The sequence below is a fragment of the Halpernia sp. GG3 genome (assembly GCF_052976925.2).
In genome coordinates, this window is sequence record NZ_JBRIIR020000017.1 from 681,890 (window position 1) to 696,540 (window position 14,651).

The window sequence follows — 14,651 nt, forward strand, 5'->3', positions numbered from 1 at the left end:
CTATTCATTACTGATTTTTTTTATCCATTTACCGCTTCCACATTTTCCACAATTTCCGGTAAAAATTGCTTTAAAAGCGTTTCGATTCCGCCTTTTAAAGTCGCTGTAGAACTTGGGCAACCGGAGCAAGCGCCTTGCAAAAGCATTTTAGCAGTTTTGGTAATTTCATCATAACCGATCAATGAAATTTTTCCACCATCGCTTTCCACTGCTGGAGCAACGTATTCTGTTAAGATATCAGAAATTTTTTGTTCTGTTTCAGTATAATCTCTGTCAATTAAATTTTCAACTGGCTTTTCATGAGATTGGGCTTTTGCATGAGAAACAGTTTTTCCTTCTTTTAAAAAGTCTGAAATAAATGCCGTAACATCAACCATTACTTCATGCCATTCTGTAATTTCAGTTTTCGTAACTGCTACAAAATTATCTGAAATAAAAACTTCTTTTACAAAATCAAATTTGTTATAAAGTTCATCTGCTAAGGGAACTACAACGGCACTTTCCTTCGTTTTTACTTCTACAAAACCTTGCAATAATGTTTTGTTGGAAACAAATTTCATCACATTTGGATTAGGTGTCATTTCGGAATAAACCTGAAAAACCTCTTTCTTTTTTTGCTGATAAATTCTTGGATTGCTTGAAAGTTCTTCTTCGATAATGCTTTTCAAACCGTCAATAACATTTTCCCACTCGACAGAATCCTGTTTTGCAATGGCAATAAAATTAGCAGTTATAAAAATTTTCTCGACAAATGGAAATTTAAAAAGGTCTTTTGCTAAAGGTATTTCTGAAATATCAGAATCTCTGTCCAGTTCTACCGAACCAGGTATTAGAGTGTAATCCGTTACAAATTTCATTACTTTTTTGTTTTCGGTAGGCTCTATTAATATTTGCTGCATTTTATTTTTTAAGTTTACTCTACAAAAATACGCTTTCAAAATTAGAAGAATCGCAATGTAAGTAGATTTTTTTAATGATATATATTGCGTAAATTAGTCTTTGAATTTTACTGATAATTTAATTTTAAAAAATAATAGAATGGCTTTTTTAAGAGAGGTTTTAGGACACACACCGAAAATTGGTGACAATACTTTTTTAGCGGAAACGTGCGTGATAGTTGGAAATGTAGAAATGGGAAAAGATTGCAGTGTTTGGTATAATGCCGTAATTAGGGGAGATGTGAATTTTATCAAAATGGGTGATAAAGTCAATGTTCAGGATAATGTGATGTTACATTGCACTTATGAAAAATTTCCTTTAATAATCGGTAATAATGTTTCAATCGGACACAATGCTATTGTTCACGGTTGCACTGTAAAAGACAATGTTTTGATCGGAATGGGAGCCATTGTAATGGACAATTGTTTGATTGAAGAAAATTCTATTATCGGCGCAGGCTCTGTCGTTACACAATCTACGCATGTGCGTTCAGGCGAAGTTTGGGCAGGAATTCCAGCAAGAAGAATAAAAGATATTTCACCGGAACTTTTAGAAGGTGAGGTAGAGCGAATTGCTGATAATTATGTAAAATATTCGAGTTGGTACAAATAATGTTAAATGAGTTTTGGCTAAAAGTTCAACTTTAAAAACATTTGATGAAAAAACTCAAACTTACCTGGCAACTTTTCAAAAAGACTTTCACAGAATGGAACAATTCATCAGCCATGAAAGAAAGTGCTGGAATCGCTTATTTCGCCATTTTTTCTATTCCTGGATTGCTTATAATTATCACTTGGATTGCTGGAATTTTTTTCGGTGATGATGCTATAAACGGACAAATTACGAAAAATATCAGCGCTTTTATGGGACCTGAGATTGCAAAAAATGTTCAAAGTATGGTTGCAAGTGCGGTCATAAATAATGACAATATAGCTATGAAAATTGTGGGCGTTTTTGCTTTAATTTTTGGCGCAACCACCTTATTCTTTCAAATGCAAAGAACCTTAAACCAACTTTGGGAGGTAGAATCTGCACCAAAAAAAGCCTTTCAAAGATACCTTTTAGACCGCGCTAATTCGTTAGGAATGATTTTAATAATTGGTTTTTTGCTTTTGGTAAGTTTAATCTTATCATCATTAATTGGCATTGCTAATAACTGGTTCACTCATTTCTTTGGTCTAGAAACTTTTGTTTTGATGAAAGTGATCTATTTCCTTATTAGTTTTGGTGTGATTTGGATTCTCTTTGCGATGATGTTTAAAGTATTGCCAGACGTTGAAATAAAATGGGGATCGGTTTGGATGGGCGCCTTCGTTGCGGCTTTACTTTTTAATATTGGTAAATTTATTTTAAGTTATTATTTTGAAGTGTCAAATCCCACCTCAATATTCGGTGCTGCCGGAAGCGTTATTTTATTGATGATTTGGATTAATTATTCATGTCAGTTGATATTTTTTGGTGCAGAATTCACAAAAGTTTATGCGCAAGAAATGGGTTATAATATTCAACCTTCTTCCCATGCAAAATGGGCTGCTACAAAAATTTTAAGAGAGCAAGATCTGACAAAATAATGCGATAAACCAATTAATTTTAACGACAACTTACTTTCTTTAATTCTCATTTCCTATTTTTGTAGAGATGAATGATTCTCTATTTGATTTACTAGAATTTACCAACCGCAGTATTTTTCTGACTGGAAAAGCCGGAACCGGCAAGACGACTTTTTTAAATGATTTTGTTAAAAAAACACAGAAAAAGCACATTGTTGTTGCGCCAACTGGTATTGCTGCTATAAACGCTGGTGGCGTTACCATTCACTCCATGTTTAGTTTGCCATTGCGCACTTTTCTTCCCACTACCGAAAGAATTGATACAAATTACGCCATGAATATTGCGGATCTAATGCCGCATTTTAAATACAGAAAAGACAAATTAAAATTACTTCGCGAGATTGAAATTATAATTATTGATGAAGTTTCAATGTTGCGCGCCGACGTTTTAGATATGATGGATTTTTCTTTGCGACACATCAGACGGAATCAGCAGAAATTTGGTGGCGCTCAGATGCTTTTTATTGGAGATTTATACCAACTTCCGCCCGTTGTTCGGGATGAGCATATTTTAAAAAAATGCTACAATTCACCTTTCTTTTTTGAAAGTTTAGCCATTAAAGAATTGCCGTTTATTACCATTGAATTAGAAAAAGTTTACCGTCAAACGGACGAAGATTTTCTTTCTATTTTAAATGCGATTCGCGAAGGCGACAAACGTGAAATCGATTTTGAAAAACTAAATTCCCGCTATCTTCCGGATTTTGAACCGAAAGAAGAAGCCTACGTTTATCTCACTTCGCACAATAAAATGGCGGATGATATTAACCACAAAAAAATCCGTGATTTAAAAACCAAGCTTTTTAAATACGAGGCAAAAATCGTCGGTGATTTTAAAGAAAATCAATATCCAAACGAAGATGTTTTAGAACTTAAAGTTGGCGCACAAGTAATGTTTATCCGAAATGATGCTACAGAAAAGCGCTATTTTAATGGAAAATTAGCAGAAGTTATTTATCTCGATGAAGAAGAAGTGACCGTTTTATTAGATGAAAGCGATGTAGAAATTACGCTTAAAAAAGAAGTTTGGGAACAGAAAAAATATAGTTTAGACGGCCAAAAAAATATTCAAGAGGAAGTTTTAGGAAGTTTTGAACAATATCCAATTCGCTTGGCTTGGGCGGTTACGATTCACAAATCTCAAGGTTTAACTTTTGACAGATTGATAATTGATGCGGGAAAAAGTTTTGCTTCGGGTCAAGTTTATGTCGCATTATCACGTTGCCGAACTTTAGAAGGAATTGTTTTAAAATCTAAAATCACACCTGAAGTTATTTTTAGTGATGCGCGAATCTCAGTTTTTCAAGGTGCAACAAATGCAAACGACCAATTGGAAACTATTTTAAGTGCGGAAAAATTTGATTACAGCATTCGAAAAGTTTTAAGATATACAGATTGTCGCTGGTTTCAAGAATCTCTCACTATTTGGAATATTTCTGCGCAAGAAAGTAAATTTTTAGATAAAGTAAAAGCCAAACAACTTTATTTAAAATTAAAAATTGATACCGATGCTTTGGTTCAGGTTTATGATAAATTTGAAAAAATATTGCTTCAAAAATCCTATCAGTTTTCTTTAAATAAAATTGAATGGCAGGAAATTGAGGATAAATCCGGCGGCGCGGTGAATTTCTTTTTTAAAAATACGAATGAGAAAATATTCTCAGATTTAAAAGAATTCTATTCTGAAACAAAAGGAATAAAAGGTTTAAAAGCCTACAATGAAGATCTACGAACTTTTATCGATGATCTGGAAGACTATCTGAAAGGTTTGCGCGATTTAAAATTACTGGAACGTGACTTATTTGATTCTAAAAATAATGTTCAGATTTCTACTAAAATTATAAAAGTGCCGTCGCATATTTTAAGTTTTAAATTATTTGAAGAAGGTAAAACAATTCCCGAAATTTCCAAAGAGCGCGGTTTGGTCACGGAAACTATTTATGGACATTTGGCTCGATTTGCTGAGCAAGGTGTTTTGGATGTAAAACGAATTTTCGCCAAAGAAAAATTAAATACTTTTAAAGAAAGTTTTAATAAAAATTCTTTTGAATCTTTAAATGACTGGAAGCGCGAATTACCAAATGATTTTGAGTTTAATGAAATCCGTTTGCTTTTAAATCATTTTACATATTTAAAGGAAAAAGAAAACTTATAAATTACCGCTGCAATTTTTCGCCGTAACTTAAGTCGCCCGCATCGCCCAAACCTGGCGTTATATAGCCTTTTGAAGTCAATTTTCCATCAATAACGCCAACCCAAAGTTTTGCATTGGGATAAGCATTTTGAATAGTTTCTACACCTTGTTGACTCGCAATTGCGGCGACAATATGAAGTTCCGTCGGTTTACCGTGATTTAATAGATCTTTCAGCGCTTCAATTAAACTGGCACCCGTTGCGAGCATCGGATCTGCGACGATTAAAGGTCGGTCGTTTAAATCTGGACACGTTAAATAATCCTGTTTGATACTGAAATAATCATTGGCGTCGTGTTTTCTATAAGCGGCAACAAAACCGCAATCGGCTTTATCAAAATAATTTAATAATCCTTGGAAAAGTGGAACACCTGCGCGTAAAATAGTGGTAATAACTGGTTGTACTGCTATTTCTTGAGCGGTTATTTTATCTAAAGGTGTCGTAATTTGAACTGCTTTTTGTTCTAAAGTTTTGCTGATTTCAAAAGCTGCAATTTCTCCAATTCGTTCCATATTTCTGCGGAATTTCATGCGGTCATGTTGAACTTCTACGTTTCGTAAATCGTTTATCCAAGAATTGACGAGTGAAAATTGTTCCGAGAGAATTGTAGTCATTTGATTTGATGATTTGTGATTTGCTAATTTCGGAAAAAGTTTTTAAACCTTGAAGTTTTGATTTTGTAAAAGGTCGGACAAAAAAATATAAGTCGAATTAGCCCCGATTGAAGCGGCATCCTTTTTCTTTTTTTAAAAGAAAAAGATACAGCGGAAAGCGGGACTGATTTTCTAAGACGAACAAATTTTGTTGCTGCTGAAAAAATTATTTCTGTCTAAAATAAACTTCGATAGGAACTCCAGTGAAACCAAACTCATTACGCAACTGGTTTTCGGTAAATCTTTTGTACGCTTCCTTGACGTATTGTGGTAGATTACAGAAGAATACAAACTGCGGCGATGGTGTCGGTAATTGAACGCAGTATTTAATTTTTATATATTTCCCTTTGTTTGCTGGCGGCGGCGTTCTTTCGAAAATTGGCAACATTACTTCATTTAATTTTGAAGTTTTGATGCGTTTCTTACGGTCTTCGTAAACTTGCATTGCTACTTCAACGGCTTTTAGAATACGTTGTTTCGTTAATGCAGAAACAAATAAAATTGGAATATCTGTAAACTGACCAATGCGATCTTTAATTTTTTCTTCAAAATCCCGCATCATGTTGGTGGTTTTATCTTCCACTAAATCCCATTTATTAATCAAAATCACAATGCCTTTTCGATTTTTTTGAGCGAGGCCAAAGATATTCATATCCTGACTTTCCCAACCTTGTGTGGCATCTACCATGATAATTACGACATCAGAATATTCGATAGAACGAATGGCGCGCATGACGGAATAAAATTCCAGATCTTCTTTTACTTTGGCTTTACGGCGCATTCCTGCGGTGTCAACTAATACAAATTCATGCCCAAATTTATTGTATAATGTTTGAATACTGTCGCGCGTTGTTCCGGCAATATCAGTTACGATATTTCTATTATCATCCAAAAGTGCATTTGTCATGGTCGATTTTCCGACATTTGGACGACCGGCAATGGTAATTTTTGGCAAACCTTCAAATGAATCTTTGTATTCTGTAGTTGGAAAATCTTTTACGACTTGATCTAATAATTCTCCCGTTCCAGAACCAGTTGCAGAAGATAATGTGAAATAATTTTCAACACCGAGTTGGTAAAATTCTGTCGCTGCAAGTTCTTCTTTATTCGTATCGACTTTATTGATCACCAGATAAACTGGTTTGTTTGCTTTCCTTAGTAGTTTGAAAATCTCTTCGTCAGTTTCAATCAAGCCTTCGTGAACGTTCACCATAAAGATAATTGAAGTGGCTTCCTCAACAGCCAGCGCAACCTGTTTGCGGATCTCTACTTCGAAGACATCGTCGGTTCCGATGTCATATCCTCCTGTGTCAATTACCGTAAAATCTACACCATTCCAGTCAGATTTCCCGTAATGACGGTCTCTGGTAACTCCAGCTTCGGAATCTACGATGGCTTCTCTGCGTTCTAAAAGTCTATTAAATAAGGTTGATTTACCCACATTTGGGCGGCCGACAATGGCTACAATGTTTGACATAAAATTTTGTTTAATAAAGTAATTATTAATGGGTTACTTCAAGTATTGAAGCCCAAAAATTTTTGCAAAGGTAAGTTTTAATTTATTACAAGTAGACTTCCATAAAATCGTAAATTTAATTTTATAGAATTATACAAAATTTTCATAAATTTATATATTATTAAAAATCATGAAAAAAGTATTAATTGTCCTCTTGATTGCCTTCGTAATTATACAATTTTTTAGAATTGATAAAACAAATCCGATGGTTAATAAAGGTGCAGATTTTTTGGTAATTAAGAACACACCTGAAAATGTAGCAAAAATTATTAAAACTTCTTGTTATGACTGTCATTCTAACGAAACAATATATCCTTGGTATACTAATATTCAGCCAGTTGCTTGGTTTTTAAAAGACCATATTGATGAAGCTAGAAAAAATTTAAACTTTTCTAATTTTGCAACTTACACACCAGAGCGACAAGCACACAAGTTGAGTGATGCAGCAGAAGAAGTAGAAAGTGGCGAAATGCCCTTAAGTTCGTATACAATTATACATACTGACGCAAATCTCAGCGCAGAACAAAAAGTTTTAGTTGTTAATTATTTTCGAAAAATTGAAAATGACACTAGAATAAGTAATAATGTATCTCCAGACCAAATTAAGGTAAAAAAATAAAGTGCTTTGAATTTAGAAAATAAATACGTGGTTTTTTATGACGGCGACTGTGGTTTTTGTAATTTTTGGGTGGGCTGGATTTTACAAAATGACCATCAAGATGAGTTTCTTTTTTCAGCTTTGCAATCTGATTTTGGGCAAAAGTTTTTAGAAGATAGAAATCTTGAAAAGCATGATTTAAGTACTTTATATCTTTTTTCTTCCGGTAAATTTTATTTAAAAAAATCAAAAGCGGTTTTAAAAATTGCTTCTGTTTTGGGCGGAAGATTTTCTTTAATGGGAATTTTTAAAATTATCCCAACATTTCTTTCCGATAAAGTTTACGACATAGTTGCGAAGAACCGGCAAAAAATAGCTTCTGCAAAATGCTATCTTCCGACTCCTGAAGAACGGAAGAAATTCATCGAAAATTTATAAATCTACATCCTGACTTTACTCTTTTAATAAATTGCTTACTGCCCTAATTGTAAGTACCTTTGTGAAAATTTAAAAAAGAAATGTCAGAAGTTATTTTAAATACGATTCCAGAAGCCATTGAAGATCTTAAAAATGGCAAAATCATAATAGTTGTAGATGATGAAAACCGTGAAAATGAAGGTGATTTTCTTTCTGCAGCAGAGTTGACAACACCAGAAATAATCAATTTTATGACCATTTATGGGAGAGGTTTAATTTGCACGCCGCTTCCTGAAAAACGTTGTGATGAATTAGGTTTAGATATTATGGTAACAAGAAGTAGCGATCCAAAGGAAACGGCTTTTACAGTTTCCGTTGATCTTTTAGGTAAAGGTGTTTCCACTGGTATTTCTGCAGGTGACCGTTCGAGAACGATTTTGGCATTGATGGATAAAACTATTTCGCCAGAAGATTTTATGCGTCCGGGACATATTTTCCCGCTTCGTGCAAAAAAAGGCGGCGTTCTTAAAAGAGCCGGCCATACAGAAGCAGCGATTGATCTGACAAAATTAGCAGGCTTAAAAGAAGGTGGTGTTATTTGTGAAATTATGAATGATGATGGCGAAATGGCGCGTTTACCAGATTTAATGGTGCTTGCAAAAAAACATAATTTAAAAATAATTTCGATTGAAGATTTAATTCATTATCAACTCAAGAAAGGTGATTTAATAGAAAGAATTGAGGAAAAAGAAGTGCAAACTTTTTACGGCGATTTTCAATTTTTCGCTTTTAAAGAAACGAGTACCGACCAGATTCACTTTGCTTTAACGAAAGGGACGTGGGTTGAAAATGAGCCTGTTCTAGTTCGGGTGCAATCTTCAAATTCTTATTTCGATGTTTTAAGCCGATTAAATACTGGCGAAAAACCTTTGCTGGAAAAAGTCTTTAACAAAATAAATGACGAGGGAAAAGGCGTTGTGATCTTTATCAATAATGTTTCAACTTCGGAAAATACTTTAAGAAAATTACAGCAATTTTTAGATTTTCAAAATGGGAAAGAAGCAAGACCAACTTTGGCATCTAACTTTCATGATTACGGCATTGGAACACAGATCTTGAAAAACTTAGGCGTTAATAATTTTAGGGTTATTACTCAAAATCCTAAGTTGAAACCTTTGGTCGCTGGTTACGATGTGGAAGTGACGGAAATGGTGCAATTATAAATAGCTTCTAAAATTTAAATAAAAAAAGCAGGAAAATTATTTTCCTGCTTTTCTTTTGGATGCATGATTGTAATTATTTCACAATCATTTTTGTTACTGCATTTCCTTTGTCGGTTTTCAACTGTATTAAATACATTCCCGATTTAATATTATTTAATGGTAAGACTTGCGTTCCATTATCAGTTTCTGTTTTTGCGGATTTTATTATTTTTCCGCTGAGATCATAAATTGAAACAGTTCCGTTCTTAGCATTGCTTAATTTTAATCTAGCTTCTCCGTTTGAAACCGGATTTTGCTCTAACTGAATTTTAACACTGTTTATATTTCCTTTAGTTTCATCGGTTGCTAAAGTAGCAGAAGGTTGATTTCCTAAAATAATAAACTCACCAGGTTGTAAAGTAATTGGCGTAGTTGTAGAAGTATAACCTTTAGAAGAGTTGTCCATCAGATTGTACCAAGTGCCAGTATACGGCAAATTAGGATTGATATTTTGAACAGTTAACGTAAGATTAGAAAGAACAACAACGTTTTTCAATGTGGTTGTTGGTAAGGCGTCGTTATAAACATAAATACTTGGCATTAAGTCTCCGGAGTTAACGGTGAATGTTTTAGTGTCAAAAACTAGATTTCCTAATCTTATTGCTAAAATTTTTGCCCAAGTATCATAAACCGATTTTCTCGCAGGATCCTGATCATAACCTAAAGTAAAAGCGACTGGTTTTAAATCTAATCGGCAATTGTTATTATAGGTTCCATCAACACATCTATTGATACCGAAATCATAACCAAGTTCACCAAACTGCCAAATCATTTTAGGTCCCGGAACGGTTAAGAATATCGCGCCATAGGCTTTTTGTCTTTGTAAAGCAGTTGCTAAATCTTTAGTGTTATAAGCGCCATTTATTGCACCATAATTTAAGTCTTTATATATCAATCTTTCTTCATCATGACTTTCTCCATAAGCAACATTTCTTCTGTCAGTGAAGCCGTGTGCGTTGAAATTTACTCGTGAAACACTGCTGTTTGAAGTGTAACCCATCGTATTTTGGCCGTACTGATCAGTTTCTTTATCCCAAAGCATAATTCCTTTTCCTTCACTAATTCTGTAATTAGCCCATTGTTGCTCTTCAGCATCAGTCCCTAAATGTTCAAAAATGATATAAGAATTAGGATCGTCAGCCCACTGGTAATCTGCGTATCCTTTTAAAATATCTACTCGGTCTTGCTGATAAGCATTTGTACAATTGGAATCAGTTGGCGTACAGTTTTGAGTAAAACCTTTTGTTAGATCCCATCGGAAACCATCTACTTTGTATTCATTGATCCATTGCGCCAATACTCGGTTCACGTAATATTTTGTTTCAAGTTTAGAATGGTTTAAATCATAGAAGACGCTGTAAGAATGCGTAGCAGTTTGATTAAAATAAGGATTATTGGCGGCTACAGGGCCATATCCAGAACCATCATCTATCATCCACATTCTTTCTAGTGGAGATTGACCGGTTGCATGATTTAATGCGATATCTAAAATAATTGCAATGCCGTTCTGGTGACATTTATCAACGAATTCTTTAAATTTCTCAGGTGTTCCGTACGCTTTATCTAAAGCATAATGAAAAGCTGGATTATAACCCCAGGAATTATTTCCGTCAAATTCCATTATTGGCATTAGTTCAATGGCGTTGACATTTAAACCTTTAATGTAAGGTATTTTATCAATCATCGATTGCCAGTTTTGGCCAGATGTAAAGTCTCTCACTAAAGCTTCATAAACGATTAGATTCTGTTTTGCTGGCTTTACAAAATTGTTTACCGTCCAATTATAAGCCGGTTTTGCAGTTTGTATGATTGACACATCAAATTTTTGTCCTGCAGGATAAACGGGCAAGTTTGGAAATGTGGTCGCTGAAATATAAGGATCATCATCAGGTGACAATACAATCGGCGAATAAGGATCCGCTACTTTCACGCCATCACTTGTTCTGTATTGAAAAGTGTAAACTTGTTGTGGAGTGAGACCTGTAATTTCTAACCAATACAAATCAGGATTTGCAGTGTCTTTTTTCATTAAATAATTACTACTTACATTCCAACTATTAAAACTTCCTATAACATGCACGAAATTTTTAAGTGGCGCATAAATAGCCAAACCAACTTTTGTAGGATCTGCTGGATCATAATTTATTCCCTGCTTGATGTAAGACGGGATCGGAGCGCTCAAAACAACAGGGGTATTAGCCAAAGTAAAGGTAGAACTTAAAACAGAATTATCTGCAGGATTGGTTGCAGTTAGTTCCATATTATTATCACCATTAACTGTAAATCCGTAGTTGTTGTAGGAACTTGTATTACTTGCAGTATTTACAACCACTCCATTCGCTTTTAAAACCCAGTTAGCCGCAATAGAAGTTTTATAACTTATTGGATATGAACTGCCGGAATTTACAAAATTTGTACTGCCATTTTTAGGATTTTGGTTAATGAATTGAAACGCACCAATCGCTTGAAAATAATCTATAGTTTGTACCGTTCCATCTAAATTTTTTAGCAAGAATCCCATTTTATTGATGAGTGTTCTGTTAAAAAATGTGTTGGGCACAAATGTATAAGTATAAGTATTCGGTCCGAGATTATAAGTTAGCTTATTTGTGGGCGTAGATGCCCCAAATGATGAACCGTTAGTTGGGCAATCAACCTGCGTGCCGCTAGCGGTGTCGAATGACCACGACCAAATATATAGATTTGTAGTGGCCCAAATAGATTGATTTATTGTACTTCCATCGATAGTAAGTGTAACGCTTTGGTTTTCGTTAAAAGTAGCTGGTGAAAAGCTGTAAGTGATGTTTTGTTTCTGAGAAAAGGCAAATATTTGAATGATAAATACAAATATTAAAGCATATAATTTTCTAGTCATATATATAATTTTGTGGGTAAATATATATATAAAAACTAGAACAAATAAAATAAAAATGTTAATTAATTAATGGCTCTTTTTGAGAGATTAATACGGGATTTTCAATTTGCCAATTTTTCCCTTGTAAAAGCTAAGTAAGCAGCGTCCGCATCTGGTCTGCAGCCACTTGAGGGAGATGGCTGTTTTTTGCAGCTTCGATCACTTGTTTTTTTTCATTTTGCTGTATATTGGCCAGATCATCTTTGCTAAAAAGATTAAAAAACTGTTCCTCAATATTATAATACTTATAATCCGTTTCGGTAGAGAGAATTTCTGGTTCTGGAAAATGTAGAAGTTTTACAGTTTTTAATTCATCATTTATTTCCCATTTAAATTTATTGAAATCATAGCCTACAAGTATTTTTGCTTGCACTATTACTAAAGCTTTTTTCTTTTATGGAATAAAGTTGAAAAGTTTAATAGTCTCCTCATAATTATATATTTCATTAAAATGTCCTTCGCCTGTTACCACTTTAAAAATTTTCCGCATACTTTCTGCAATTGTGTGTGAACTCTCTAAAATTACCGACGAAGATGAGGTGAGTTTTTTTGAGGCTAAAAAAGCAATGATGCCACCTAGCACCAGGCCGATTAATAGCATAGAATTATAACAAGTGCGCCGTCACCTTTAGAATTTACAGCCTAAAAAATAACTAATCCTACTAATAGAAGAAGAAATTCTTCCAAAGACCAAAGAATTATTTTAAATTTTTTCACTTTTAGAGTTCAGGTAAAGTTAATAATTATTGCTCACAATCTAAAAGGTCTAAAATGTGATATGTTTTTTCTCATATCTAATTTTTAAAATCTATTTATTACCTTTAATTTTATTTTAAAATATGCAGCAGAAAACACTTGTTAAAGATGACATCCGGGATTTTGTCCTTATAATAATTAAGAATAAAATCGACAGACAAAGTAACTTTTTAGAATTTACTTTAGAAGCCAGTCGCGAAATTAAAAAGACCGCAAAATATGATTCCATTCGTGAAGAAATGCAGGAAGAGATTTATCAGATGCAGAAGCAGCAGGCGTTTTTGACTGGTTTACGCAGAGATATGGCGAAAGTCAGGAACAATTCTACGGAAATTATAAAATTGGGAGCATTGGTCATTACTAATAAAGCAAGATTTTATATTTCGGTTGGTTTGGGTGAATTTTTCTTTGAAAAAGATCGTTTTTATGCCATCTCAGAAATCAGTCCGATGGCGCAGATCATGAAGGGTAAAAAAGCAGGGGATTCATTTGTGCTAAATAACATTAGCCAAACCATAGAAGCGGTCATTTAAATTTCTCTTAATTAATTTGAATTTTGTAAGCTAGAAAGGAAGTTTTCTTTTGTCTATTTTTGCACTGAGAAACTAATTATGGAAAATATACAAATACTAAAAAAAATTATAGAAGACAGAAAAAGTCATTATCCAAAAGATTTTATCCCTGGTGAATTAAAAGAAGGTGTGATAGATGAAATTTTATATTCCGCGCAGTTTGCACCTAATCATAAAAGAACCAAGCCCTGGCGTTTTCAGGTTTTTGAAGCCTTAGACAAAGATGTATTAGGTGAGGAGATGGCCGAAATTTATAAAAATTCAACTACCGCCGAAAATTTTCTAGAAAAAAAATATTTAGATATTCAGTCCAAAGTGGAAGCTTCAGCAGCTATCATTTCAATTTCAGTAAATTTCAGTGGACTTTTACCGGAATGGGAAGAAATCGCAGCAACTTCAATGGCGGTTCAAAATATGTATCTTACCTGCACAGTTTTGGAAGTCGGCTGCTATTGGTGTACAACTGCAGTGAAAGATGACTTAGGAGAATTCCTAAATCTCGAAGAAAATCAAAAATGTATCGGTCTTTTTTATATTGGAAATCTTCAAAATAATTAAAAATCTTTAGGATATATTGTTAGTGATTTCTGTTTAAAATTTTAATGATTGTAAAACGCAATTTTTTCATATCTTTGCGCACTTAATAATTAACGGGACGAGTTCCCACAAACCAAACTTATATGTCAGTAAAAATTAGATTACAAAGACACGGTAAAAAAGGTAAGCCTTTTTTCCATATCGTAGTAGCAGATGCAAGAGCAAGAAGAGACGGTAGATTGATCGAGAAAATCGGGACTTATAACCCAGTTACCAATCCAGCTACTATCGAATTAGATGTAAATGCAGCAGTAAAATGGCTAAACGATGGTGCACAACCAACGGACACAGCCAGAGCAATCCTTTCTTATAAAGGTGCGATGTACAAAAAACACCTATTAGGTGGTGTGGCGAAAGGCGCATTTGATGAAGCCGAAGCAGACAAAAAATTTGCAACTTGGTTAGAAGAAAAATCTAAACAGGTAGAAGGTAAAAAATCTAATCTTACTCAGTCTAAGGCAGATGCTAGAAAAGCGGCTTTAGAAGCAGAAGGAAAAGTAAATCAGGCACGTTTAGATGCTTCAGCAAAAATTCAGGCAGAGGCAAAAGCTCAAGCTGATGCAGTAAAAGCCGAAGCTGATGCAAAAAAAGCTGAAGAAAAAGCTGCCGCAGATGCAAAGTTAG

At 34.1% G+C, this 14,651-nt stretch carries 14 protein-coding genes and 1 pseudogene; 9 read left to right on the forward strand and 6 right to left on the reverse strand.

What is annotated here, in order from left to right:
* Window positions 1-20: 20 nt before the first annotated feature.
* A complete protein-coding gene (locus ACVBED_RS12510; RefSeq protein ID WP_447120594.1) occupies window positions 21-899 on the reverse strand; it encodes a NifU family protein in 879 nt (292 codons plus the stop codon).
* 139 nt (window positions 900-1,038) lie between these two features.
* Here ACVBED_RS12510 and ACVBED_RS12515 point away from each other — a divergent pair, with 139 nt between their 5' ends.
* From ACVBED_RS12515 to ACVBED_RS12525, 3 genes are all read left to right on the forward strand, one after another.
* A complete protein-coding gene (locus ACVBED_RS12515) occupies window positions 1,039-1,551 on the forward strand; it encodes a gamma carbonic anhydrase family protein (RefSeq protein WP_447120595.1) in 513 nt (170 codons plus the stop codon).
* A gap of 41 nt (window positions 1,552-1,592) precedes the next feature.
* Window positions 1,593-2,510, forward strand: a complete 918-nt coding sequence (locus ACVBED_RS12520) for a YihY/virulence factor BrkB family protein (RefSeq protein WP_447120596.1) — start codon at window positions 1,593-1,595, stop codon at window positions 2,508-2,510.
* Between the two features lie 67 nt (window positions 2,511-2,577).
* Window positions 2,578-4,704 (forward strand): helix-turn-helix domain-containing protein, encoded by a 2,127-nt coding sequence (locus tag ACVBED_RS12525; protein ID WP_447120597.1) that lies wholly within the window; start codon window positions 2,578-2,580, stop codon window positions 4,702-4,704.
* Window position 4,705: 1 nt separating this feature from the next.
* Here ACVBED_RS12525 and upp read toward each other — a convergent pair whose 3' ends face one another.
* Both upp and der read right to left on the reverse strand, forming a co-directional pair.
* Entirely contained in the window at window positions 4,706-5,356 is a 651-nt protein-coding gene (upp, locus tag ACVBED_RS12530) for a uracil phosphoribosyltransferase (RefSeq protein ID WP_447120598.1), read from the reverse strand.
* Window positions 5,357-5,561: 205 nt separating this feature from the next.
* Window positions 5,562-6,872, reverse strand: coding sequence for a ribosome biogenesis GTPase Der (gene der / locus ACVBED_RS12535; protein ID WP_447120599.1), 1,311 nt, complete (start codon window positions 6,870-6,872; stop codon window positions 5,562-5,564).
* Window positions 6,873-7,041: 169 nt separating this feature from the next.
* Here der and ACVBED_RS12540 point away from each other — a divergent pair, with 169 nt between their 5' ends.
* The 3 genes from ACVBED_RS12540 (at window position 7,042) to ribB (ending at window position 9,149) form a co-directional block, all read left to right on the forward strand.
* On the forward strand, window positions 7,042-7,530 hold the full coding sequence (locus ACVBED_RS12540) for a heme-binding domain-containing protein (protein ID WP_447120600.1): 489 nt from the start codon (window positions 7,042-7,044) through the stop codon (window positions 7,528-7,530).
* Window positions 7,531-7,536: 6 nt separating this feature from the next.
* Window positions 7,537-7,947 (forward strand): thiol-disulfide oxidoreductase DCC family protein, encoded by a 411-nt coding sequence (locus ACVBED_RS12545; RefSeq protein WP_447120601.1) that lies wholly within the window; start codon window positions 7,537-7,539, stop codon window positions 7,945-7,947.
* Between the two features lie 80 nt (window positions 7,948-8,027).
* On the forward strand, window positions 8,028-9,149 hold the full coding sequence (gene ribB, locus ACVBED_RS12550; protein WP_447120602.1) for a 3,4-dihydroxy-2-butanone-4-phosphate synthase: 1,122 nt from the start codon (window positions 8,028-8,030) through the stop codon (window positions 9,147-9,149).
* Between the two features lie 73 nt (window positions 9,150-9,222).
* Here the strand turns inward: ribB and ACVBED_RS12555 are convergent, their stop codons facing one another.
* From ACVBED_RS12555 to ACVBED_RS12565, 3 genes and pseudogenes are all read right to left on the reverse strand, one after another.
* Window positions 9,223-12,063 carry an alpha-amylase family glycosyl hydrolase gene (locus tag ACVBED_RS12555; protein ID WP_473095068.1) on the reverse strand — a complete coding sequence of 947 codons (2,841 nt, stop codon included), beginning with the start codon at window positions 12,061-12,063 and terminating at the stop codon, window positions 9,223-9,225.
* Between the two features lie 130 nt (window positions 12,064-12,193).
* A pseudogene (locus tag ACVBED_RS12560) lies at window positions 12,194-12,484 on the reverse strand (DUF4230 domain-containing protein); the annotation flags it as partial.
* Between the two features lie 12 nt (window positions 12,485-12,496).
* Window positions 12,497-12,703, reverse strand: coding sequence for a hypothetical protein (locus ACVBED_RS12565; protein WP_473095069.1), 207 nt, complete (start codon window positions 12,701-12,703; stop codon window positions 12,497-12,499).
* Between the two features lie 238 nt (window positions 12,704-12,941).
* Between ACVBED_RS12565 and ACVBED_RS12570 the strand changes: the two genes are divergently transcribed.
* From ACVBED_RS12570 to ACVBED_RS12580, 3 genes are all read left to right on the forward strand, one after another.
* Window positions 12,942-13,391 (forward strand): hypothetical protein, encoded by a 450-nt coding sequence (locus ACVBED_RS12570; RefSeq protein ID WP_473095070.1) that lies wholly within the window; start codon window positions 12,942-12,944, stop codon window positions 13,389-13,391.
* Between the two features lie 78 nt (window positions 13,392-13,469).
* A complete protein-coding gene (locus ACVBED_RS12575) occupies window positions 13,470-13,988 on the forward strand; it encodes a nitroreductase family protein (protein WP_447120606.1) in 519 nt (172 codons plus the stop codon).
* 122 nt (window positions 13,989-14,110) lie between these two features.
* A partial coding sequence (locus ACVBED_RS12580; protein WP_447120607.1) for a 30S ribosomal protein S16 occupies window positions 14,111-14,651 on the forward strand: 541 nt, incomplete at its 3' end.